21 protein-coding genes are annotated in these 21,901 nt (G+C 61.0%); 11 read left to right on the top strand and 10 right to left on the bottom strand.

Annotated features, from left to right (window positions below; all coding sequences use genetic code 11):
- Positions 1-10: 10 nt before the first annotated feature.
- The 3 genes from FEE99_RS04920 to FEE99_RS04910 are packed head-to-tail and all read left to right on the top strand — an operon-like array spanning position 11 to position 2,609.
- Positions 11-1,090: a COX15/CtaA family protein gene (locus FEE99_RS04920; RefSeq protein ID WP_041476472.1), complete on the top strand. Its 1,080-nt coding sequence runs from the start codon at positions 11-13 to the stop codon at positions 1,088-1,090.
- Positions 1,078-1,977, top strand: coding sequence for a heme o synthase (gene cyoE / locus FEE99_RS04915; RefSeq protein ID WP_041476473.1), 900 nt, complete (start codon positions 1,078-1,080; stop codon positions 1,975-1,977). Before FEE99_RS04920 ends, cyoE begins: the two co-directional genes overlap by 13 nt.
- Positions 1,974-2,609 (top strand): SCO family protein, encoded by a 636-nt coding sequence (locus tag FEE99_RS04910; RefSeq protein ID WP_041476474.1) that lies wholly within the window; start codon positions 1,974-1,976, stop codon positions 2,607-2,609. The genes cyoE and FEE99_RS04910 overlap by 4 nt, the downstream gene beginning before the upstream one ends.
- A 174-nt stretch (positions 2,610-2,783) precedes the next feature.
- Here the strand turns inward: FEE99_RS04910 and FEE99_RS04905 are convergent, their stop codons facing one another.
- The 3 genes from FEE99_RS04905 to FEE99_RS04895 form a co-directional block, all read right to left on the bottom strand.
- Positions 2,784-3,554: a MetQ/NlpA family ABC transporter substrate-binding protein gene (locus FEE99_RS04905; RefSeq protein WP_041476475.1), complete on the bottom strand. Its 771-nt coding sequence runs from the start codon at positions 3,552-3,554 to the stop codon at positions 2,784-2,786.
- A 64-nt stretch (positions 3,555-3,618) separates the two neighbouring features.
- Positions 3,619-4,293, bottom strand: a complete 675-nt coding sequence (locus tag FEE99_RS04900) for a methionine ABC transporter permease (RefSeq protein ID WP_016772337.1) — start codon at positions 4,291-4,293, stop codon at positions 3,619-3,621.
- On the bottom strand, positions 4,293-5,300 hold the full coding sequence (locus tag FEE99_RS04895; RefSeq protein WP_016772338.1) for a methionine ABC transporter ATP-binding protein: 1,008 nt from the start codon (positions 5,298-5,300) through the stop codon (positions 4,293-4,295). The genes FEE99_RS04900 and FEE99_RS04895 overlap by 1 nt, the downstream gene beginning before the upstream one ends.
- A 263-nt stretch (positions 5,301-5,563) precedes the next feature.
- Here FEE99_RS04895 and katE point away from each other — a divergent pair, with 263 nt between their 5' ends.
- Complete coding sequence (katE, locus tag FEE99_RS04890) at positions 5,564-7,705, top strand: catalase HPII (protein WP_041476476.1); 2,142 nt, start codon at positions 5,564-5,566, stop codon at positions 7,703-7,705.
- Positions 7,706-7,799: 94 nt separating this feature from the next.
- Here the strand turns inward: katE and FEE99_RS04885 are convergent, their stop codons facing one another.
- The 4 genes from FEE99_RS04885 to FEE99_RS04870 are packed head-to-tail and all read right to left on the bottom strand — an operon-like array spanning position 7,800 to position 10,599.
- A complete protein-coding gene (locus FEE99_RS04885) occupies positions 7,800-8,513 on the bottom strand; it encodes a PA5502 family lipoprotein (RefSeq protein ID WP_041476477.1) in 714 nt (237 codons plus the stop codon).
- Positions 8,514-8,550: 37 nt separating this feature from the next.
- On the bottom strand, positions 8,551-9,339 hold the full coding sequence (gene znuB / locus FEE99_RS04880) for a zinc ABC transporter permease subunit ZnuB (protein ID WP_016772340.1): 789 nt from the start codon (positions 9,337-9,339) through the stop codon (positions 8,551-8,553).
- Positions 9,332-10,117 (bottom strand): zinc ABC transporter ATP-binding protein ZnuC, encoded by a 786-nt coding sequence (gene znuC, locus FEE99_RS04875; RefSeq protein WP_024014991.1) that lies wholly within the window; start codon positions 10,115-10,117, stop codon positions 9,332-9,334. The genes znuB and znuC overlap by 8 nt, the downstream gene beginning before the upstream one ends.
- The gene (locus FEE99_RS04870; protein WP_024014990.1) at positions 10,117-10,599 is read right to left on the bottom strand and encodes a Fur family transcriptional regulator; all 483 of its coding nucleotides are present in this window, start codon (positions 10,597-10,599) and stop codon (positions 10,117-10,119) included. The genes znuC and FEE99_RS04870 overlap by 1 nt, the downstream gene beginning before the upstream one ends.
- A 66-nt stretch (positions 10,600-10,665) precedes the next feature.
- On the opposite strand from FEE99_RS04870, the gene FEE99_RS04865 reads away from it, so the two are divergent.
- Positions 10,666-11,586: a zinc ABC transporter substrate-binding protein gene (locus tag FEE99_RS04865; RefSeq protein WP_177326998.1), complete on the top strand. Its 921-nt coding sequence runs from the start codon at positions 10,666-10,668 to the stop codon at positions 11,584-11,586.
- Between the two features lie 128 nt (positions 11,587-11,714).
- On the opposite strand, the gene FEE99_RS04860 is transcribed toward FEE99_RS04865, so the two are convergent.
- Both FEE99_RS04860 and FEE99_RS04855 read right to left on the bottom strand, forming a co-directional pair.
- Positions 11,715-12,668 carry a homoserine kinase gene (locus FEE99_RS04860; protein WP_041476479.1) on the bottom strand — a complete coding sequence of 318 codons (954 nt, stop codon included), beginning with the start codon at positions 12,666-12,668 and terminating at the stop codon, positions 11,715-11,717.
- Positions 12,669-12,721: 53 nt separating this feature from the next.
- The gene (locus tag FEE99_RS04855) at positions 12,722-13,012 is read right to left on the bottom strand and encodes a DUF2782 domain-containing protein (RefSeq protein ID WP_041476480.1); all 291 of its coding nucleotides are present in this window, start codon (positions 13,010-13,012) and stop codon (positions 12,722-12,724) included.
- A 74-nt stretch (positions 13,013-13,086) separates the two neighbouring features.
- Here FEE99_RS04855 and polA point away from each other — a divergent pair, with 74 nt between their 5' ends.
- Positions 13,087-15,891: a DNA polymerase I gene (gene polA / locus FEE99_RS04850; protein ID WP_041476481.1), complete on the top strand. Its 2,805-nt coding sequence runs from the start codon at positions 13,087-13,089 to the stop codon at positions 15,889-15,891.
- Between the two features lie 401 nt (positions 15,892-16,292).
- Here the strand turns inward: polA and yihA are convergent, their stop codons facing one another.
- Positions 16,293-16,937, bottom strand: coding sequence for a ribosome biogenesis GTP-binding protein YihA/YsxC (gene yihA / locus FEE99_RS04845; protein ID WP_041476482.1), 645 nt, complete (start codon positions 16,935-16,937; stop codon positions 16,293-16,295).
- A 191-nt stretch (positions 16,938-17,128) separates the two neighbouring features.
- On the opposite strand from yihA, the gene FEE99_RS04840 reads away from it, so the two are divergent.
- The 5 genes from FEE99_RS04840 (at position 17,129) to FEE99_RS04820 (ending at position 21,822) form a co-directional block, all read left to right on the top strand.
- Positions 17,129-17,434 (top strand): c-type cytochrome, encoded by a 306-nt coding sequence (locus tag FEE99_RS04840; RefSeq protein WP_016772347.1) that lies wholly within the window; start codon positions 17,129-17,131, stop codon positions 17,432-17,434.
- Positions 17,435-17,464: 30 nt separating this feature from the next.
- On the top strand, positions 17,465-18,076 hold the full coding sequence (locus tag FEE99_RS04835) for a c-type cytochrome (RefSeq protein WP_041476483.1): 612 nt from the start codon (positions 17,465-17,467) through the stop codon (positions 18,074-18,076).
- A 199-nt stretch (positions 18,077-18,275) separates the two neighbouring features.
- Complete coding sequence (locus FEE99_RS04830; protein ID WP_016772349.1) at positions 18,276-18,917, top strand: thiol:disulfide interchange protein DsbA/DsbL; 642 nt, start codon at positions 18,276-18,278, stop codon at positions 18,915-18,917.
- A 14-nt stretch (positions 18,918-18,931) separates the two neighbouring features.
- On the top strand, positions 18,932-19,810 hold the full coding sequence (locus FEE99_RS04825; protein ID WP_024014985.1) for an endonuclease/exonuclease/phosphatase family protein: 879 nt from the start codon (positions 18,932-18,934) through the stop codon (positions 19,808-19,810).
- Complete coding sequence (locus FEE99_RS04820) at positions 19,807-21,822, top strand: diguanylate cyclase (protein WP_041476484.1); 2,016 nt, start codon at positions 19,807-19,809, stop codon at positions 21,820-21,822. Before FEE99_RS04825 ends, FEE99_RS04820 begins: the two co-directional genes overlap by 4 nt.
- Positions 21,823-21,901: the final 79 nt, after the last annotated feature.

The raw sequence follows: 21,901 nt of genomic DNA, 5'->3' as shown, positions 1-21,901 counted from the left end.
GGGCATCGTCATGGCCAAACCTGGATTTCGCCTCGCGCTGTTTGCCACCCTGCTGGCACTGATTGTAGTGCTGCTCGGCGCCTACACCCGCCTGACCCACGCCGGCCTCGGCTGCCCGGACTGGCCAGGCTGCTACGGCTTTATCAGCGTGCCGAAAAGCGAGGCGCAACTGGCCCATGCCGAACTGCACTTCCCTGACGCGCCAGTGGAGGCGCACAAGGGCTGGAACGAGATGATTCACCGCTACTTCGCCGGCACCCTCGGTTTGCTGATTTCAGTGCTGGCCGGGCGCGCCTGGGTCAACCGGCGCCATCCGGGCCAGCCGCTGAAACTGCCGCTGTTTCTGCTGGCGGTGGTCATCGCCCAAGCGGCGTTCGGTATGTGGACGGTGACGCTCAAGCTTTGGCCGCAAGTGGTCACCGGGCACTTGCTCGGCGGCTTTGCCACGTTGAGTCTGCTGTTCCTGCTGACGCTGAGGTTGTCCGGCGTGCTGCCGGCGCTGACGGTACCCAAACGCCTGCAATACTGGGCGACAGCGGGGCTGCTGCTGGTGATCGGCCAGATCGCTTTGGGCGGCTGGGTCAGTTCCAACTATGCAGCGGTGGCCTGCATCGACTTCCCCACCTGCCATGGTCAATGGCTGCCGCCGGCGGACTTCGCCAATGGTTTCCACCTGACCCAGCACATCGGCCCGAATTATCTCGGCGGACAACTCGATAGCGACGCGCGCACGGCGATTCATCTGACCCACCGCATCGGCGCTCTGCTGGTGACGGTCGTACTGCTCGGTCTGGCCTGGCAGTTGAAAGCGGTAGGCATGACCCGATTGGCCGGTTTGCTGCTGATCGCCCTTGCGGCGCAGATCACCCTCGGCATCAGCAACGTGCTGTTTCATCTGCCGCTGCCGGTGGCCGTCGCCCATAACGCTGGCGGTGCGGCGTTATTGCTGACGCTGGTACTGGTCAATTACCACGCCCGCACCAGCCTGCTGCGGGTGAGCCAACCGGTGCTGGCGCGCTGGCGCTTGAGTGCGCACAAACCTGCCGTTGCGCCCATCGCATTGAAAGGAGAAACGCCATGGCGAGTCTGATCGGCGAGCGTGCGGCGCAAGCGCTGTGGCGCGATTATCTGGAGCTGACCAAACCGAAAGTCGTGGTGCTGATGCTGATCACCTCGCTGGTCGGCATGTTCCTCGCCACCCGCGCGGGCGTACCGTGGACAGTGCTGGTGTTTGGCAATCTGGGCATCGCCTTGTGTGCCGGTGGTGCGGCGGCGGTCAATCATGTGGTCGATCGGCGCATCGATGCGGTAATGGCGCGCACGCACAAACGTCCCTTGGCCGAAGGCCGGGTTTCACCTGCGGCGGCGTTGACCTTCGCCTTGGTGCTGGCGCTGCTCGGCCAAGCCCTGCTGCTGACTTTCACCAATCAATTGACCGCGTGGCTGACCCTCGCCTCGCTGCTCGGTTACGCGGTGATCTACACCGGTTTTCTCAAACGCGCGACGCCGCAGAACATCGTCATCGGCGGCCTCGCTGGCGCCGCGCCACCGCTGCTTGGCTGGACCGCCGCCACCGGCCATGTCAGCGCCGAACCGCTGTTGCTGGTGCTGATCATCTTCGCCTGGACCCCGCCGCATTTCTGGGCGCTGGCGATTCATCGCAAGGAGGAATACGCCAAGGCCGACATTCCGATGCTGCCGGTGACCCATGGCGAGCACTACACCAAAGTGCACATTCTGCTGTACACCTTTGTGTTGCTGGCAGTGAGCCTCTTGCCCTACGTGATTCACATGAGCGGCGTGCTGTATCTGGTCTGTGCGCTGGCGTTGGGTGCAAGGTTTCTGCAATGGGCCGTGGTGCTGTACCGTGGCACTCGGCCGCACGCGGCGATCAATACCTTCAAGTACTCTATTTATTACTTGTTCCTGTTGTTCATCGCCCTGCTCGTAGACCACTACTTACTGTTGAACCTATGACCCGAACCCAGAAAACCGTCTTCATCCTCGTCGCCGTGATCGCGCTGATCCTCGGGCTTACCGTCAACAAAGTGCTCAGCGGCAAAGGCCAGGGCGACCCGACTGCGCTGATCGACGCCGGCATTATCCTGCTGCCGCAGAGCCGCAACCTGCCGGACGTGACCATGACCGATCAGGACGGCAAACCGGTTGCAATCGATGAGTTGAAAGGCAAGTGGAGTCTGTTGTTCTTCGGCTACACCTTCTGCCCGGACATCTGCCCGACCACCCTGGCGCAACTGCGGCAGATCAAGAGTGAATTGCCGAAAGAGGCTGTGGATAAATTGCAGATCGTACTGGTCAGCGTCGACCCCAACCGCGACACGCCGAAGCAGTTGAAACAGTACCTGGGCTACTTCGATCCGCAGTTCATTGGCCTGACGCCTTCATCTATCGAAGAGCTGCAGAAGGTGGCGAATGCGGTGAGCATTCCGTTTATTCCCGCCGATACCAGCAAGCCGAATTACACCGTGGACCACAGCGGCAACCTTGCGGTGATCGGCCCGGACGGCACGCAGCGCGGGTTTATTCGCGCGCCGTTGAACAATGCCAAGCTGGTGGCGCAGTTGCCGGCGATGCTTGAGCGAAAATAGGATCAACACCAGTCCAATGTGGGAGCGAGCCTGCTCGCGAAGAGGCCAGCACATTCAACATCTGTTTTGACTGACACACCGTATTCGCGAGCAGGCTCGCTCCCACACAGATCATATTCCAGGCAAAAAAAGGGGCGCATCAAATGCGCCCCTTTTTCATTGCAGCAACCTGAATCAGAACGCCGGCAATACCGCGCCTTTGTACTTCTCGGTAATGAACTGCTTCACTTGCGGGCTGTGCAGCGCAGCCGCCAGTTTCTTCATCGCATCGCTGTCCTTGTTGTCCGGGCGGGACACGAGGATGTTCACGTATGGCGAGTCGTTGCCTTCGATCACCAGCGCATCCTTGGACGGATCGAGCTTGGCTTCCAGCGCATAGTTGGTGTTGATCAGCGCCAGATCGACCTGGGTCAGCACGCGCGGAATGGTCGCGGCTTCCAGTTCACGGAATTTCAGGTCTTTCGGGTTTTGCTCGATGTCTTTGAGGGTCGACAGAATGTTGGTCGGGTCCTTCAAAGTGATCACGCCAGCCTTGGCCAGCAGCAACAGCGCACGGCCGCCGTTGGTGGCGTCGTTCGGGATCACCACGTTGGCACCGCCGGGCAGGTCTTTCAGATCCTTGATCTTGCTCGAATATGCGCCCAGTGGCTCCAGATGCACGCCTGTCACAGCGACCAGATCAGTGCCCTTGGCCTTGTTGAACTCATCAAGATACGGCTGGTGCTGGAAGAAGTTCGCGTCCAGACGCTTTTCCGCGACCTGTACGTTCGGCTGAATGTAGTCGGTGAAGACCTTGACCTTCAGATCCACGCCTTCCTTGGCCAGGGCCGGTTTGACGAACTCGAGGATTTCCGCGTGCGGCACCGGAGTGGCGGCAACGGTCAGGGTCTCGGCGTGGGCCGAAAACGCCGCAACAGCGGCGAAAGCAGCGATCAGTTTTTTCATTCAGCTAACTCCTTGTGAGGGCGCCCGCCAGCGAATGGCCCGCGCCTCTTGATTAAAAAACCGCTTATTTGCGCGAGAAATGCACGACCAGGCGATCGCCAACCATTTGCAGCACCTGCACCAGAATCAACAGCAGCACCACGGTGACGATCATCACGTCGGTCTGGAAACGCTGGTAGCCGAAACGGATCGCCAGGTCGCCCAGACCACCGGCGCCGACCACACCGGCCATCGCCGTGTAGGACACCAGTGTAATCGCTGTCACCGTAATCGCTGCGAAGATGCCGGGACGGGCTTCCGGCAGCAGGGCGTTCATGATGATCTGCCGCGTGGTCGCGCCCATCGACTGGGTCGCTTCGATGATGCCGCGATCGACTTCGCGCAGCGCGGTTTCTACCAGACGCGCGAAGAACGGCGTAGCACCCACCACCAGCGGCGGGATCGCCCCGGCCACACCCAGCGAGGTGCCGGTGATCAGCACGGTGAACGGGATCATCACGATCAGCAGAATGATGAACGGCAGCGAACGCAAGATGTTCACCACCAGCGACAGCACGGCGTAGAGGCCACGGTTCTCCAGCAACTGACGCGGGCTGCAGAGAAACAGCAGCACGCCCAGCGGCAGGCCGAGCAGCACGGTGAACAGCAGCGAACCGCCGAGCATCAGCATGGTGTCGCCAGTCGCCAGCCAGATTTCGTACCAGTCGATATTGGCGAAGAAACTCATCAGATCAGCCATTAGCGCAACACCTCCATGTGAACGTCAGCGGCGGTGAAGCGGGCAAACGCCGCCTCCATGTCGCCGCCGGTGACAGCGAGGGTCAGTTGCCCGTACGGAATGTCTTTGATGCGGTCGATGCGACCGGCGAGGATGCTGTAGTCGACGCCGGTTTCCCGGGCGACGGTACCGAGCAACGGCGCGTAGGTCGCCTCGCCCTGGAAGGTCAGACGCACGATGCGCCCGGGCACGTGGGCGAAATCGTCACGCTGCTCGCTCTCGTCAATCTGCTCGCTTTCCTGGACGAAACGCTTGGTGGTCGGGTGCTGCGGATGCAGGAACACATCGGCCACCGGACCCTGCTCGACGATCACGCCAGCGTCCATCACCGCGACCTGATCGCAGACGCGCCGGATCACGTCCATTTCGTGGGTGATCAGGACAATGGTCAGTTTCAGTTCGCGATTGATTTCTGCCAGCAGTTGCAGGACCGATGCGGTGGTCTGCGGGTCGAGGGCGCTGGTGGCCTCGTCGCACAGCAGAATCTTCGGCTTGGTCGCCAGCGCACGGGCGATGCCGACGCGCTGCTTCTGACCGCCGGACAGTTGCGCCGGGTACTTTTTCGCGTGGTCGGACAAACCGACCCGCGCCAGCAACTCGGCCACGCGTTGGTTGATTTCGCTGCTCGACAACTCACCGGCCAAGGTCAGCGGCAAGGCCACGTTGTCGGCGACGGTCTTGGAGGCGAGCAGGTTGAAGTGCTGGAAGATCATCCCGACCTGCTGGCGGAAACGGCGCAGGCCGTTGGCGTCCAGTGCGGTGACTTCTTCGCCGTCGACGATGATCTTGCCGCCACTGGAATCTTCCAGGCGATTGATCAGACGCAGCAGGGTACTTTTGCCCGCACCGGAATGGCCAATCAGGCCGAACACCTGGCCGTTCTCGATGGCGAGACTGGTCGGGTGCAGCGCGGGAATATCCTTACCGGCAACGCGGTAAGTCTTGTGGACGTTTTGAAACTCGATCACGTAGCGAACCTTGTGGGGCGCGTTGGAAAAGGATCAGCGGTTAGCCGGGCGCGCATTTTAGCCTGTCCGTATAGAGGTTCTTAGCATTTATTTCGCAATTAACCTTCAATTTGGCAATAACGCGATCAAAGGTCAGATAAACGGAACGGCTGAAACGCTCATCAGTCACTACTTAAGCGACTTGAAACCCCTGGGTGCCGTGCCCGGGAATCACTCAAGGGTCTTCGGAAGGCATCCGGGGCCAAACGAGGAGTTTACGTCTGATGAGCATCAAAAAGCCTGCACCTGCTAAAAGCGAAATGGCCGGGACCGATACCCCGGATCGCGCCAACACCAATGCCAAGCTCGACAGCCTGGAAGAATTCCGTTCCGACGCCACCGGTCAGGCGCTGCGCACCAATCAGGGCGTGAAGATCGCGGACAACCAGAACACCCTCAAAGCCGGGCCGCGCGGGCCTTCGCTGCTGGAAGATTTCATCATGCGTGAAAAGATCACGCACTTTGACCATGAGCGCATTCCGGAGCGTATCGTCCATGCGCGTGGTACTGGCGCGCACGGGTTCTTTCAGACCTACGAGAACCATGCAGCGCTGACCAAGGCCGGTTTCCTACAGGATCCGGGCAAGAAGACGCCAGTGTTCGTGCGCTTTTCTACGGTGCAAGGGCCACGTGGTTCCGGCGATACCGTGCGTGACGTGCGTGGCTTTGCGGTGAAATTCTTTACCGACGAAGGCAACTTCGACCTGGTCGGCAACAACATGCCGGTGTTCTTCATTCAGGACGCGATCAAGTTCCCGGACTTCGTCCACGCGGTGAAACCCGAGCCGCACAACGAAATCCCGACCGGCGGCTCGGCTCACGATACGTTCTGGGACTTCGTCTCGCTGGTACCGGAATCGGCGCACATGGTCATCTGGGCGATGTCCGACCGGGCGATCCCGAAAAGCCTGCGCAGCATGCAGGGCTTTGGCGTACACACCTTCCGCCTGATCAACGCCGAGGGCAAATCACGCTTCGTCAAATTCCACTGGCGCCCTACCGCCGGCACCTGTTCGCTGGTGTGGGACGAGGCGCAGAAGCTCGCCGGTAAGGACACCGACTACCACCGCCGCGACCTGTGGGAAGCGATCGAGATGGGTGATTACCCGGAATGGGAACTGGGCGTGCAGATCGTCGAAGAAGAGAACGAACACGATTTTGACTTCGACATTCTCGACCCGACCAAGATCATTCCAGAAGAAATCGTCCCGATTACGCCGCTGGGCAAAATGACCCTGAACCGCAACCCGGACAACTTCTTCGCCGAAACCGAGCAGGTCGCCTTCTGCCCTGGCCACATTGTGCCGGGTATCGACTTCTCCAATGACCCGTTGCTGCAAGGTCGGCTGTTTTCCTATACCGACACGCAGATCAGCCGACTCGGCGGGCCGAACTTCCATGAGTTGCCGATCAACCGTCCGGTGGCGCCGTTCCACAACGGCCAGCGCGATGCGCAACACCGCACCACCATCGACAAGGGGCGTGCCTCGTACGAGCCGAACTCGATCGACGGCGGTTGGCCAAAAGAAACCCCGCCAGCGGCACAGGACGGTGGTTTCGAGAGCTACCCGGAGCGCATCGACGCAGCGAAGATCCGTCAGCGCAGCGAGTCGTTCAGCGATCACTTCTCCCAGGCCCGCTTGTTCTTCAACAGCATGAGCGACCACGAGAAAGAGCACATCATCGCTGCCTACAGCTTCGAGCTGGGCAAGGTCGAACGTGAGTTCATCCGTGCCCGTGAAGTGAACGAGATCCTCGCCAATATCGACCTGACCCTGGCCAAACGCGTGGCTGAAAACCTTGGTTTGCCGGCACCCGCCAAAGGCACGGTCGAAGTGCGCAAGACCTCGCTGGAGCAATCGCCAGCGCTGAGCCAGGCCAACCTGCTGCCGGGCAACATCAAGACGCGCAAAGTGGCGATTCTCGCGGCCAACGGCGTTGATGCTGCAGCCATCGATGCGATGAAGAAAGCACTTGAAGCCGAAGGCGCCCACGCGAAACTGCTCGGCCCGACCTCGGCGCCAGTGAAGACCGCTGACGGCAAGGCATTGCCGGTGGATGCGTCGATGGAAGGCATGCCTTCAATTGCGTTCGATGCGGTGTTCGTACCGGGTGGCGCGGCGTCGATTACCGCGTTGAGCGGTGACGGCGTGGCGTTGCATTATCTGCTCGAAGCTTACAAGCATCTCAAGGCGATCGCGCTGCACGGCGAGGCCAAGCAGTTGCAGGACTTGTTGAAGCTCGACGCGGATGCGGGGTTGTTGCAGGGCGCGGATGTAGGGGCGCTGACCAAACCGTTCTTCGCCGCGATCGGCGAGCACCGGGTGTGGGCGCGCGAGCCTAAGGCCAAGGCTATTCCGGCTTAAGATCTTTATTGGTTGAGAGGACGCTTTCGCGAGCAGGCTCGCTCCCACAGGTACGCTGTTGCACCTGTGGGAGCGAGCCTGCTCGCGAAGCTTTTTATGGCTTGCGCGGGCTTAAAACCATCTGCGCCGGCACTGTGCGCAAGATCTGCTTCTCGATCTGCAAATCAAAATCAGGATCGAGCTTCTTGACTCGCTTGCTCAGCAACGTCGCCAGCCACGGATAATCCGCGGTGCGCGGCGCCTGAATGCTGACGGCACATTCGTAATTCACCACATCGGCGGCGATCGCATCGAGTTGTCGTTGCAACTTGTGAATATCGCCGATGTTCAACGCAACAGTGGTGCTCTCGGCGGTCGGGTCGATGACCTTGGCTTTCGGCCTGGCTTCGGCAGCCAGCAACGCGGCCTCGGCCTTTTCCAGCTCGGCCTTGCGCGCTTCGGTGATCGCGCCGTTGACGCCGCCGGTCAGCGCTGGCGCCTTGGGCATCAGAGCACGGGCGCGGCTGAGCGCGGTGGCGGCAGCGTTGACATCGCCTTTCTGCAGGACGATCTGGCTGCGGCGCAAATACGCCTCGGCCAGTTGCCGCTGGTACTGCTCAAGGGATTGATCGTTGGGGGTAGCGGCCTGCAAGGCGGCCAACTGGTCTTCGGCGGTGGCCAGTTCGCTGCTGGCCAGGCTTTGCTCCAGCTGCGCGATGGCCGTAGCCCGCGCGTCCGGGACTTGAGCCACCGGCGGCGTGCTTTGGCAGGCGCCCAGCAGCACTGAAAATGCGACAAGGAGCAGATAACGGGAGGCGAACGGCTTCATTCCTGCGACTCTCTAATTGCGCAAAAAGCGGCCAAGTCTACACCCCACGACGGGGCAGAACAAAACTCAACAGAAACAGCGCGGCTGCCGTCACAACGATAGACGGCCCCGCCGGGGTGTCCTTGAACCACGACAACGCCAGCCCGCCGCACACCGCGAGCATGCCCAGCAGGCTCGCGCCCAAGGCCATCTGCTCCGGCGAACGGGCGTGACGCTGTGCCGCAGCCGCCGGAATGATCAGCAGAGAAGTGATCAGCAGCACACCGACGATTTTCATCGCCACGGCGATCACCACCGCGATCAACAGCATCAGCGCCAAGCGCAAACCCGCAACCGGCAGGCCTTCGACCCGCGCCAATTCTTCGTGCACGGTGACCGCCAGCAGCGGTCGCCACAGCGTCACCAGCAACACCAGCACCGCCGCGGTGCCACCGAGAATCCACGCAAGATCGCTCGGACTGATTGCCAGCAAGTCGCCGAACAGATAGGCCATCAGGTCGATCCGCACTTCATGCATGAAGCTTAGTACTACCAGGCCGAGAGAGAGGGTGCTCGGTGCAAGAATTCCCAACAGGGTGTCGGACGCCAGTGGCTGACGCTGTTGCAGCGTCACCAAGAGCACCGCCAGCAGCAGGCAACCGACCGTCACCGCCACCGTCGGGCTGACGTCCAGCAGAAAGCCCAGCGCCACGCCAAGCAACGCAGCGTGGGACAGCGTATCGCCGAAATAGGCCATGCGCCGCCACACCACAAACGAGCCGAGCGGTCCGGCCACCAGCGCCAGGGCCAGACCTGCTAGCAGGGCATACAAAAGAAAATCAGCCATGCTTGCAGCCGTCTCCATGAACATGAGGTTGCCCGCCGAGCGGACCTTTGACCACCGAACCGTGCAGGTCGTGGGCGTGGTCGTGATGGTGGTGATAGATCGCCAGACTCGGCGCGTTCTTGCCGAACAACTCGACAAATGCCGGATCGCCGCTGACCTGCTCGGGATGCCCGGAGCAGCAGACGTGACGATTGAGGCAGACCACCTGATCGGTGGTGCTCATCACCAGATGCAAATCGTGGGACACCATCAGCACGCCGCAACCGTGGCGGTCGCGCAGACGGGTGATCAGGCTGTACAGCTCGGCCTGCCCGGCCACGTCGACGCCCTGCACCGGCTCGTCGAGCACCAGCAACTCTGGCTCACGCAGCAGTGCCCGAGCCAGCAGCACGCGCTGCATTTCGCCGCCGGAAACGCTCTGCACCGGGCTGTCAATCACGTGTTCGGCGCCAACTTCCTTCAACGCGGCCAAGGCACGCGAACGATCGACGCCAGGCACCAGGCGCAAGAAGCGCAGCACTGACAGCGGCAGCGTCGGGTCAACATGCAGTTTCTGCGGCATGTAACCGACGCGCAATTTCGGCTTGCGCCAGACGCTGCCACTGTTCGGCTTCAACAGCCCGAGCACGGCGCGTACCAGCGTGGTCTTGCCGGCGCCATTGGGGCCGATCAGGGTGACGATCTGCCCCGGCTCGACGCTCAGCTCGATGTTGTCCAGCACGGTCTGCCCGGCAAACGTGACGGCGACCTGCTCCAGACGGATCAGCGCGTTGCTCATCAGGCCCCCTGGCAACCGGCGCACAGACCAACCACTTCGACCGTCTGCGCTTCGACGATGAAACCCACGTCTTTGGCGCTGCTGATGATCGCGTCGCTGATCACTTTTTGCTCAAGTTCGATGGCGGCGTGGCACTCGCGGCAGATCAGGAACTGGCCCTGATGCGCGTGTTCAGGATGCACGCAGCCAACGAAGGCGTTGAGCGACGAGATGCGATGGACCAGGCCGTTTTCGAGCAGGAAATCCAGTGCGCGGTACACGGTAGGCGGCGCGGCGCGGCGGCCGTCCTGCTCGCTGAGCACCGCGAGGATGTCGTAGGCACCCAGCGGCTTGTGGCTTTGCCAGACCAGTTCCAGCACACGGCGGCGCAGGGCAGTCAGACGCAAACCTTTCTGCGCGCACAAGGTATCGGCCTCGGACAGAGCGCTGTGCACGCAATGGGAGTGGTCGTGGGGACGGCTGGCAATCGGTGTAATAGGCATGAGCGGCGACGAGATTTGCTGGAGACGTTATTATGTTACCCGTTCTCGCTTCCTTGAGTGGTCATCGTGTCCCGACTTTTTTCTGTTTTTGTGGCTTTTGTTGCCAGTTTTCTGCTGATCGGTACGGCTCAGGCCGAGGTCAAAGTGCTCACCAGTATCAAACCGTTGCAGCTGATTGCCGCTGCCGTGCAGGACGGCGTGGCGATTCCCGAGGTGCTGCTGCCGCCGGGTGCCTCCCCACACAATTACGCCCTGCGCCCATCCGACGTACGGAAGGTGCAGTCGGTCGATCTGCTCTACTGGATCGGCCCGGACATGGAAGGTTTCCTGCCGCGCGTACTCGGCGGTCGCAGCCTGCCGAGCGTCGCTGTGCAGGATCTGCCGGGGCTCAAGCTGCGGCATTTCGGCGCGGACAACCATTCCCATGCCGAAGAAGCCGACGAGCATGATCACGATCATCGCCCCGGCTCGCTGGATGCACATTTGTGGCTGTCACCGGTCAATGCGCGGGTGATCGCTGACAAAATGGCCGCCGACCTCAGCGCCGCCGACCCGGCCAATGCCCAGCGCTATCAGAGCAATGCCAAAGCCTTCGATGAACGTCTGGATGCGCTGGATCAGCGCTTGAAGACGCGTCTGGCCAATGTCGAAGGCAAGCCGTACTTCGTGTTTCATGAGGCGTTTGATTATTTCGAAGACGCTTACGGCCTGAAGCACGCGGGCGTGTTCGCGGTGGCCGCCGAAGTACAGCCCGGCGCCCAGCATGTCGCGGCGATGCGCAAGCGTTTGCAGGAAGTAGGCAAGACCTGTGTGTTCAGCGAACCGCCGTTGCGTCCGCGCCTGGCGGAAACCCTGGTGGCCGGTTTGCCGGTGAAACTCGCCGAGCTGGATGCGTTGGGTGGTTATACGCCGGCGACGGCTCAGGGCTATGAGCAGGTGCTGGAAAAGTTGGGCAATGATCTGGCCGGGTGCCTGGAGTCGCTGTAACAACACAAACCCTGTGGGAGCGAGCCTGCTCGCGAAAGCGGTTGGTCAGTCAGCAAAAATGCTGAACGGGCCGCCGCCTTCGCGAGCAGGCTCGCTCCCACAGGTTCGTGTTTGCTTGGCGAATCTACTCAGAGGGCGAAGGGCAACGGTGTATTGACCTGCTGCCGCTGCGCCAGGCGCTGCTCGAATTCCTGCGGATCGTGAATCAACACGTCCTGCCCGGCGAACTGCTCTGCGGCGATCAGGCGTGACAGCCAGAACCGCACACAAGCCACACGCAACATCGTTGGCCAGAGCTCAGCCTCCGCCGCCGTGAACGGCCGCAGCGCCGCGTAGGCACCGAGGAATGCCCGGGCGCGCGGGCCATCGATCACGCCCTCCTCGTCCGAACACCAGTCATTCAACGCGATCGCCACGTCGTACAGCATCGGCCCCGAGCAGGCGTTGTAGAAGTCGATCAGCCCGGTCAGGTGGGTGCCTTCGAACATGGCGTTGTCGCGGAACAGATCGGCGTGAATATTGGCGCGAGGTAGCGCAAGAATCTTCTCTTTGCGCTCGGTGATCTCATCCAGCGCCTTTTGCAGCAAGGCACGCGGCTCATCGCTCAGGTGCGAGAGAAATTCAGTGCCCTCCTCCAGCATCCAGTCCAGGCCGCGATCGGTCTTGCGCTTGATCATGCGCTCGCCCTGGGTTGCCAGATGCAGATGCGCCTGCAACTCACCGACCTGGGCGCAATGCTGGGCGTTGGCGACCTTGATGTGCTTGCCCGACAGACGCGGTTGCAGCAGCGCCGGTTTGCCTTTGAGTTCACGCAGGGCCAAGCCGTCGGTGGTGCGCAGGGCGTAAGGCACGGGCAGTTCGGCTTCGTGCAGCACGTCGAGCAGGTCGATGAAGAACGGCATCTCCTGCACCGGGCCGCGTTCGACCAGGGTCAGGACAAACTCGCCCTGCTCCAGGCTGATGAAGAAATTGGTGTTTTCGCTGCCGGCGGCGATCCCCTGGAAATCAAGCAGGCGGCCGAGCCCGTAAGGGGCGAGAAAGGTTTCCAGCTCGGGCCGAGCCAGGGGAGTGAACACAGACATGTCTTGACTGCCAGTACGGGCGCCGCAACGGCGGCGCCGGGTGAATTAAAAACCTACTTCCATTCGAAGATCTTCCATGACGGGATCAGCATATCCGGCTGGTCCGAGCGGATGAAGTTGGCATCCGTTCCGTCGGCGCGCACCAGAAAGTACGGCGGCGCGCCCTTCGGCGTGACCTTGATCGCATACAGGAAACCGTTCTGACGGTACTCCTGAATAGTCTTGTCGCCCTCCGTGCGGATGGTGACCTCGGGGTCGCCGCCCGGCGCATCATCCGCCGCGATCGCGGCCAGTGGTGAGACAGCGATCAACCCGACCAGCAGCAAGCGATTTAACGTACGCATGATAACCTTGTCCCTTTGTCGTCAACGGTCCCGCTATTCTAGCGCCGGACCCGCCGAAAAGGTTGATCCTGCTCATGAGCCAAGCCCCCCTCGTCCTGGTGGACGGTTCGTCTTACCTGTACCGCGCCTTTCATGCACTGCCACCACTGACCACGTCCAAAGGCCTGCCGACCGGTGCGGTCAAAGGCGTGCTGAACATGCTCAAGAGTCTGCGCAAGCAGTACCCGGACAGCCCCTTCGCCGTGGTGTTCGACGCCAAGGGCGGAACATTTCGCGATGAGATGTACGCCGAATACAAGGCCAATCGGCCGAGCATGCCCGATGACATGCGCGTGCAGATCGAGCCGCTGCACCAGAGCGTGATCGCCCTCGGCTTCCCGCTGCTGTGCGTCGACGGCGTCGAAGCCGACGACGTGATCGGCACCCTCGCCCGCAGCAGTGCGGCAGCAGATCGCCCGGTGATCATCTCCACCGGTGACAAGGACATGGCGCAACTGGTCGACGGCCACATTACCTTGGTCAACACCATGTCCGGTAGCTCGATGGATGTGGAAGGCGTGAAGGAGAAATTCGGCGTCGCACCGGAGCAGATCATCGATTATCTGGCACTGATGGGCGATTCCTCCGACAACATTCCGGGCGTTCCGGGCATCGGCCCGAAGACGGCGTCCGGCCTGCTGGTCGGCGTCAACGGCGGTCTGACCGAGCTGTACGCCAACCTCGACATCGTGCCGACCCTGCCGATCCGTGGAGCAAAAACCCTGCCGGCCAAGCTCGAAGAGCATCGGGAAATGGCTTTCCTGTCCTATCAACTGGCGACCATCAAGGTCGACGTGCCGCTGGATATCGGCCTCGATGATCTGCAGATGGGCCAGGAAGATCCGGCCAAACTCTACGAGCTGTACACCCTGCTGGAATTCAAGAGCTGGCTCAATGATCTGGATCGCGATGCCAAGCGTCTGGAACTGAGCGCGGCGGCCGAACCTGCGCCCGCCCATGATCTGTTCAGCGCCCCGCAAGCCGAGGCATCTGCTGCCCCTGCCGAGGCCGCCTACGAAACCATCCTTGATCAGGCCCGCTTCGACGTCTGGCTGGAAAAACTGCGCAACGCCAAGCTGATCGCCTTCGACACGGAAACCACCGGCATCGACGCGCAGCGAGCGCAACTGGTCGGTCTGTCGTTCGCCGTACAGGCCAACGAAGCTGCGTACATCCCGCTGACCCACTCCTACATCGGCGTGCCGGAGCAGCTGGATCGCGACACCGTGCTGCGCGCACTCAAGCCGATTCTGGAAGACCCGAGCAAACTCAAGGTTGGCCAGCACGCCAAGTTCGACATGAACATTCTGGCCAACTGCGCCATTGGCGGCGATCAGAGTGAAGGCATCAGCGTGCGCGGCATCGCCTTCGACACGATGCTTGAGTCCTACGTACTCAACTCCACCGCAACCCGCCATGACATGGACAGCCTCGCGCAGAAGTACCTTGACCACACCACGGTGAGCTTCCAGGACATCGCCGGCAAAGGTGCCAAGCAACTGACCTTCGACCAGATCGCCCTGGAACAGGCCGGGCCGTATGCCGCCGAAGACGCCGACATCACTCTGCGCCTGCACCAGATCCTGTTCGACAAGCTCAGCGCGATTCCGAGCCTGGCCAGCGTCTTGACCGACATCGAAATCCCGCTGGTACCGGTACTGGCGCGCATCGAACGCCAGGGCGCGTTCGTCGATGCCGAACTGCTCGGCATTCAGAGCATCGAGCTGGGCAACAAAATGGTCGCGCTGGAGCGTGAAGCCTTCGAAATCGCCGGGGAAGAATTCAACCTCGGCTCGCCGAAGCAGCTGGGCGTGATTCTTTATGAAAAGCTCGGCCTGCCGGTGCTGAAGAAAACCGCCAAAGGCCAGCCGTCCACCGCTGAAGAAGTGCTGGCGAAACTCGCCGAAGACGATCACCGCTTGCCGAAGGTGCTGATGGAGCACCGCTCGATGAGCAAGCTGAAAAGCACCTACACCGATCGCCTGCCCGAACAGATCAACCCGCGCACTGGGCGCATCCACACCTCGTATCACCAGGCCGTGGCTTCGACCGGACGCCTGTCCTCCAGTGATCCGAACCTGCAGAACATCCCGGTACGCACTGCCGAAGGCCGGCGCATTCGTCAGGCGTTCGTCGCGCCGAAGGGCTATAAACTACTGGCGGCGGACTACTCGCAGATCGAATTGCGGATCATGGCGCACCTGTCCCGCGACGAAGGCCTGATGAACGCCTTTCGCAACAATCTCGACGTGCACACTGCAACCGCTGCCGAAGTATTCAAGGTCGAGCTTGATCAAGTGACCTCGGACCAGCGCCGCAGCGCCAAGGCGATCAACTTCGGTCTGATCTACGGCATGGGCGCGCAGAAGCTCGGCAAGGACATCGGCGTCGACACCAAGACCGCCAAGGCTTACATCGACACTTACTTCGCTCGTTATCCAGGCGTTCGCGAATACATGGAGCGCACCCGCGCGCAGGCGGCGGATCAGGGTTACGTCGAAACTTTTTTCGGTCGTCGCCTGTACCTGCCGGAGATCAACTCGAACAAGCCGCAGGAACGCGCCGCTGCAGAACGCACAGCGATCAACGCGCCGATGCAGGGCACGGCAGCAGACATCATCAAGAAAGCCATGGTGGCTGTGGATAACTGGCTGGCCACGTCGGGGCTGGATGCGCGGGTCATCCTGCAAGTGCACGACGAACTGGTGCTGGAGGTTCGCGAGGATCTGGTCGAGCAGGTCAGTGCCGAAATTCGTACGCACATGAGCGAAGCGGCGAAACTGGATGTGCCGCTGCTGGTGGAAGTTGGCGTGGGCAACAACTGGGATGAGGCGCACTGAGTTTGTAGAGGTGCCGCGACGCGAGGTCGCGGCAAGCCCCGTAAACCGGCTTAGAACGATAAATGCTTGAGGCTATTCCAAAGCTTTTTGAAAAAAATCTGAACTAATCTGTCGACCGAACACTCAGAGGTACTGAATGGCTGGTGAAGCCCTTCGATGCTCCTATGTTGTGTTAAGTGTTGGCAGATATCTGAACCCCGCCCTAGCGGTTCGGAACTTAAACCCCGGAACTTCTCCCTCCCCAATGAAGTCCGGGGCTTTTTTTGCCCCAAAACTGGCTGTGATGCCGTCATGCTGCGTTAAAAGCACCGCTAAAAATGCTCATTTAGGTACCCTAAACTCCGCTTTTTAGCGGTGCTTTCGCCTTGCCTGACAGCACCACAGTCAGTTTTGAAATTGTCTTACTCGGCTGCGGTCTCGGTGTTTTTGTCTGCCAGTTCCATCCAGTCGGCCAATACGGTGTAGGCCTCTTCCAGGCCCATGCGTTTTGGTGCGGAGAACAACTGGATGGTGATCGAGTCGCCCCAGCCCTTGCGGATTTCCGACTGTACTTTCAGCAGGGTGTTCTTGGCTGCGCCGTAGGTGAGCTTGTCGGCTTTGGTCAGCAGAATGTGCATCGGCATGCCGGCGGCGACGGCCCAGTCGAGCATCAGCAGGTCGAAGTCGGTCATCGGATGGCGGATGTCCATCATCAGAATCAGACCTTTCAAACTCTCCCGACCACCGAGGTAAGCCTCAAGGTGGCGCTGCCAGTGTTGCTTGAGCGGGATCGGTACTTTTGCATAACCGTAGCCCGGCAGGTCGACCAGACGGCGATCTTCGTCTAGCTTGAAGAAGTTCAACAGCTGTGTGCGACCCGGAGTTTTCGAGGTGCGCGCCAGGCTGGCGTGAGTCAGGGTGTTCAGCGCGCTGGATTTGCCGGCGTTGGAACGACCGGCAAACGCCACTTCGAAGCCTTCGTCGTCAGGGCATTGATCGACTTTGGCGGCACTGAGCATGAACGTGGACTGTTGGCACAGGCCGAGGATGGGATTCTTGAGTTGCATGGGATTTCCGATGTGGGCGGCGCCGGGATTGGGCGCGGAACGCGGTGTCGCTTCCGTTTCAGTGACGCCAGTATATAATGCCGCAGATTTTGTGTGTGCTTTGTCCCAGCGAAGGATGAAGCTCACGAGAGCGACAGACTTTGATTGCGCATTAGAACGCAGAACGCTCTCAACCCTGAAAAGGTCGTTTTATGACGAAATGGCTGCTGGCTGCCGGAGTCTTGATGCCGCTTTACAGCGCACAGGCTACACAGGATCCGGAAGCTGTGTACAACCGTGTTTGTGGTGCCTGTCATTCCGGCCAACTACCCATGGCGCCCGCAAGAGGCGATCAGGAAGCTTGGACGCCGAGGTTGGCGAAAGGTATGGGGACGCTGGTGCAACACGTGACCCAGGGTTTCAAGGCGATGCCGCCGCGTGGTTTGTGCATGGACTGCAGTGCCGAGGATTACCAGGCCATCATCCTGTGGATGAGCGAGAGTAAGCCCGGTCCATAACTTAACCCTTAGCCGTAGTTGGATTAGCTGATGAACAAATTGATCGTGAGTCTGCTGTTGACCGTGGGAATTTCAGGTATCGCCCATGCTGCCGGCGATGCCGCAGCAGGCCAGGCCAAAGCTGCCGTTTGCGGGGCCTGCCATGGCCCGGACGGCAACAGCATGGCGCCAAACTTTCCGAAACTGGCAGGTCAGGGTGAACGCTACCTCGACAAGCAATTGCACGACATCAAGTCGGGCAAGCGCGTGGTGCTGGAAATGACCGGGCTGCTGACCAACCTGAATGATCAGGATCTGGCCGACATCGCTGCGTACTTCGCCAGTCAGAAAGGCAGTGTCGGCGCCGCCGATCCGAAGATCGTCGCTCGCGGTGAAGCGCTGTTCCGTGGCGGCAACCTGGAAAAAGGCCTGCCAGCCTGCACCGGCTGCCATTCGCCGAACGGTGCCGGCAATGCTGCAGCAGGCTTCCCGCATCTGGGTGGCCAGCATGCTCAATACATCGCCAAGCAACTGACCGATTTCCGCAAGGAAGAAGGCGGTCGCGCCAACGACGGCGACGCAATGACCATGCGCACCATCGCGCGCAAGCTGAGCGACGAAGACATCGCTGCGGTTTCCAGCTACATCCAGGGCCTGCACTGAGGCCCTGATTCGAGGGCTGAACGAGGCGCGCAGCGCCGGCCACGTTAACGCTCGATTAATCCTTCGCAGCAAGTATAAAAAGGGTGGCTTTGGCCGCCCTTTTTTGTGGCCGCTGCCGTTACACTACAGCACTCATGCCCGCCAGGATCTGTGTCGCAACAGGTCGAGCGAGGCGACCCAAATTGTTCAGGAGTAAAGCATGCGTAATCTGATCATCAGCGCCGCCCTCGTCGCTGCCAGCCTGTTCGGCGTCACCGCCCAGGCCGCTGAAGCCCCTGCCGCCCCTTATGTCGAACTGGCCAATCCGGTGCCGGTGGCAAAGCCTGGCAAGATCGAAGTGGTCGAGCTGTTCTGGTACGGCTGCCCGCATTGCTACGCTTTTGAGCCAGTGATCAATCCATGGGTTGAAAAACTGCCGTCCGACGTCAACTTCGTGCGCATTCCCGCCATGTTCGGCGGCCCATGGGACGCTCACGGCCAGATGTTCCTGACTCTGGAAGCCATGGGTGTCGAGCACCAGGTGCACAACGCCGTGTTCAACGCGATCCAGAAAGAACACAAGAAGCTCACCGACAAGAACGACATGGCTGACTTCCTCGCCACTCAAGGCGTGGACAAGGACAAGTTCCTCGCCACTTTCGACTCGTTCGCTATCAAAGGCCAGATCGTCAAGGCCCGTGAGCTGGCGAAGAAGTACGAAATCACTGGCGTGCCAACCATGATCGTCAATGGTAAATACCGCTTCGACATCGGCTCTGCCGGTGGTGCCGAGCAAGCATTGAAGCTGGCTGACGATCTGGTCGCCAAAGAGCGAGCGGCGAACAAGGCTGCTGCCAACTAAGCGCGGCATTCGCCATGCGCCGCTGGAAGTCCGAACGCATCGTTGGCCTGCATGATCCGCAGGTCAACGAGCATCATCTGGCGTCTACGGGCCTGCCCGCAGACCAGCGTCTGCGCTTGCTCAGTTTCAACATTCAGGTCGGCATCAGCACCGAGCGCTATCGGCATTACCTGACCCGCAGCTGGCAGCATCTGCTGCCGCACACCGGGCGTTCCGGCAATCTGCAGAAGATCGGTGACCTGCTCGGCGACTTCGATCTGGTCGCGCTGCAGGAAGCCGATGGCGGCAGCCTGCGTTCGGGCTACGTCAATCAGGTCGAACATCTGGCCCATCTCGGCGCCTTTCCCTACTGGTATCAACAACTCAATCGCAACCTCGGTCGACTGGCCCAGCACAGCAATGGCGTGCTCAGTCGCCTGAAGCCGTGGGCGATCGAGGATCATCCGCTGCCCGGCCCGAAAGGTCGCGGCGCGATCCTGCTGCGTTTCGGCGAAGGTCCGGAAGCGCTGGTGGTGGTAATGATGCACCTGGCCCTCGGCGCGCGGACGCGCAGCCTGCAACTGGCCTACATTCGTGATTTGATCAGCGGTTACAAGCATCAGGTGCTGATGGGCGACATGAATACCCATGCCAGCGACCTGCTCGAACACTCGCCATTACGCGATCTCGGCCTGCTGGCCCCGCAGGTGGAAGCGACCTTCCCCAGCTGGCGCCCACAGCGTTGCCTTGATCATATTCTGCTCAGCCCGACCCTGACCCTGGAAAAGGTCGAGGTACTGGCCCAGCCCATTTCCGATCACCTGCCGGTCGCGGTGGAAATTCGTCTGCCGGGTTCGCTCACGGCCGACGCATTGCCCGCGTTGAGCCCTGCCCCTCGCGGAACCTGTGAATGAGCGACGACGCCCAGCGCTGGAAAGAGAAGTACCTCAAGAGCATCGAACAGCAGGACAAGCTCGAACGCCGCTGGGCCGCGCGACTGGACCTGCTGCGGCGCGGTCTGGTGCGCAGCACGCTGGCGGCCGAGGGCACCGACAAGGTCGTCGATCAGTGCATGAAAGAAATGCGCGAAGTGGTGCGTACCGATGACATGGACGCCGGCCTCGCCGCCCTGCTGCCGCGCCTGGAAAAAGCCGTGCTCGACTCCGAGCAGCGCCGTGAGACCCGCATTGATCAGGTCAGCACCGCGCTGACCGCGCTGGTCACCCAGTTGCAGGCTTTGCCGCTGCCGCGCGAAGTCGCGCAACCGCTGAAGAAATTTGCCAAACAACTGGACAGCCGCGTCGGTCAGGCGCGGGAAATGCCACTGCTGCTGAGCGAACTCAGTGGCTTGCAGGGCAAGGCCTTGAGTCAGTTGGAAACGCCTGCCGAGCCGGGGCGGCCGGGGTTGTTGCAGCGTTTGTTTGGTAGTCGCGACAGTGAAGAAACCGTTGCACCGGCGGCCGACATACCAGCAACACCAGTGCCGCAGCTGGTCGAAGCTCAGCAGCCTGAACCGGAGCCTGCGCAATCGGCACCGGTGGCCAACGCGGAGCCAGCGATCGCAGCGCCCGAGACCATCATCGAAACGCCCGCCCAGACGCCGCCTGATGAGCCGCAAGTCATTGCGTTCGCTGCGCCTGTGGTCGTCGTTGAATCCGAGCCAGCGCGAGTTGAACCCGCCGCGGACGCCGAGATGACCGTCGCTGCGCCAGCAGCCGAGGCGTTCAACCCCGATGAATTGATCCATCCCGGCGATACGTCGCCGCTGATTCTCGACAGCCTGCCCCTGCCCGAGCCGATCGCTCAGGCCTTGGCCGCCATCGACCCGGAGCAGTCGGAACACGACATCCTCTTCGCGCTGCCGGATTCCCCGGAGCCGTCCTACAGCTCCGTGGCCAGACACATCGAAGACACGCTGATCGGCCTGCTCGATGACCTGACCCTGCCCGAGCGTCACCGGCCGCAAGCCGAAGCCATGCGCGAACGGCTCAAACACGGGTTGAACTGGTACGAACTGTTGCCGATCCTCGACGATCTGGCGACCTTGATGCTGGCGATTACCGACAGCGGGCAGCATGAATTCGAAGCCTATCTGCAACAGCTCAACGAACGCCTTGAAGCGTTCCAGAGCAACCTGCAAGCGGCCAGCGAAGGGCATGCCGACAACAGCTCGGCGGCGCGGGCCATGGACACGCAGATTCGCGAGCAGGTCGACGGCTTGCAGAGCAGCGTCCAGCAAGCAGCCGACCTCGATGACCTCAAGCATGTGCTGGAGAATCATCTGGAAGGCCTGCTGGGAACGATGGATCAGCACCAGAAGCAGCGCGACGCCCGCGAGCAGGAAGTCGCCGCCAGGCTGAAGAGCCTGTCGGAGCGGGTCGCGCATATGGAGCAGGAAGCCTTGGGTTTCCGCGAACACCTTGAGGAACAGCGGCAGAAAGCCCTTATCGATCCGTTGACCGGCCTGCCTAACCGCGCGGCTTGGAGTGAACGCCTGGAGCATGAAATCCAGCAATGGCAGCAGCACGGCAACACCCTTAGCCTGGCCATGCTCGACCTCGATCATTTCAAGCGCATCAACGACAGCTACGGCCACCTGGCGGGCGACAAAGTGCTGAAGATCATCGCCACGGTATTGCGCAAACGCCTGCGCGGCTCGGATTTCATCGCTCGTTTCGGCGGTGAAGAGTTTGTGCTGTTGCTGCCGGCGACGCCGCCAGCGGTTGGCGCAAAACTGCTGGAAACCCTGCGCGCGGCGATCGAAGCCTGCCCGTTTCATTTCAAGGGCGAGCGAGTGACCATTACGATTTCCATGGGACTGGCATCGTTCAGGGTCGGAGAACACAGCGATCTTGTGTTGAAAAGAGCCGATCAGGCGCTGTATAGGGCAAAAAACGCCGGACGCAACCGAGTGGAGCTCGGCTAACGCAATTGTTCCATTTTGTTTAATTCCGCCCGCTGGCGGACGCTGGCCAAACCGGTACGTTACACTGTTGCATTACTGT

Origin of the sequence: Pseudomonas sp. ef1 (assembly GCF_007293365.2) — a bacterium.
Taxonomy (GTDB): Bacteria; Pseudomonadota; Gammaproteobacteria; order Pseudomonadales; family Pseudomonadaceae; genus Aquipseudomonas; species Aquipseudomonas siliginis.
The sequence above is the reverse complement of the archived record's forward strand: the minus strand, read 5'-3'. Positions and strand labels throughout refer to the sequence as shown.

Coding starts and splice junctions, on each gene's coding strand:
- FEE99_RS04920 (WP_041476472.1), top strand. CDS start 11: ATGGCCAAACCTGGATTTCGCCTCGCGCTGTTTGCCACCCTGCTGGCA.
- cyoE (WP_041476473.1), top strand. CDS start 1,078: ATGGCGAGTCTGATCGGCGAGCGTGCGGCGCAAGCGCTGTGGCGCGAT.
- FEE99_RS04910 (WP_041476474.1), top strand. CDS start 1,974: ATGACCCGAACCCAGAAAACCGTCTTCATCCTCGTCGCCGTGATCGCG.
- FEE99_RS04905 (WP_041476475.1), bottom strand. CDS start 3,554: ATGAAAAAACTGATCGCTGCTTTCGCCGCTGTTGCGGCGTTTTCGGCC.
- FEE99_RS04900 (WP_016772337.1), bottom strand. CDS start 4,293: ATGGCTGATCTGATGAGTTTCTTCGCCAATATCGACTGGTACGAAATC.
- katE (WP_041476476.1), top strand. CDS start 5,564: ATGAGCATCAAAAAGCCTGCACCTGCTAAAAGCGAAATGGCCGGGACC.
- FEE99_RS04885 (WP_041476477.1), bottom strand. CDS start 8,513: ATGAAGCCGTTCGCCTCCCGTTATCTGCTCCTTGTCGCATTTTCAGTG.
- znuB (WP_016772340.1), bottom strand. CDS start 9,339: ATGGCTGATTTTCTTTTGTATGCCCTGCTAGCAGGTCTGGCCCTGGCG.
- znuC (WP_024014991.1), bottom strand. CDS start 10,117: ATGAGCAACGCGCTGATCCGTCTGGAGCAGGTCGCCGTCACGTTTGCC.
- FEE99_RS04870 (WP_024014990.1), bottom strand. CDS start 10,599: ATGCCTATTACACCGATTGCCAGCCGTCCCCACGACCACTCCCATTGC.
- FEE99_RS04860 (WP_041476479.1), bottom strand. CDS start 12,668: ATGTCTGTGTTCACTCCCCTGGCTCGGCCCGAGCTGGAAACCTTTCTC.
- FEE99_RS04855 (WP_041476480.1), bottom strand. CDS start 13,012: ATGCGTACGTTAAATCGCTTGCTGCTGGTCGGGTTGATCGCTGTCTCA.
- polA (WP_041476481.1), top strand. CDS start 13,087: ATGAGCCAAGCCCCCCTCGTCCTGGTGGACGGTTCGTCTTACCTGTAC.
- yihA (WP_041476482.1), bottom strand. CDS start 16,937: ATGCAACTCAAGAATCCCATCCTCGGCCTGTGCCAACAGTCCACGTTC.
- FEE99_RS04840 (WP_016772347.1), top strand. CDS start 17,129: ATGACGAAATGGCTGCTGGCTGCCGGAGTCTTGATGCCGCTTTACAGC.
- FEE99_RS04835 (WP_041476483.1), top strand. CDS start 17,465: ATGAACAAATTGATCGTGAGTCTGCTGTTGACCGTGGGAATTTCAGGT.
- FEE99_RS04830 (WP_016772349.1), top strand. CDS start 18,276: ATGCGTAATCTGATCATCAGCGCCGCCCTCGTCGCTGCCAGCCTGTTC.
- FEE99_RS04825 (WP_024014985.1), top strand. CDS start 18,932: ATGCGCCGCTGGAAGTCCGAACGCATCGTTGGCCTGCATGATCCGCAG.
- FEE99_RS04820 (WP_041476484.1), top strand. CDS start 19,807: ATGAGCGACGACGCCCAGCGCTGGAAAGAGAAGTACCTCAAGAGCATC.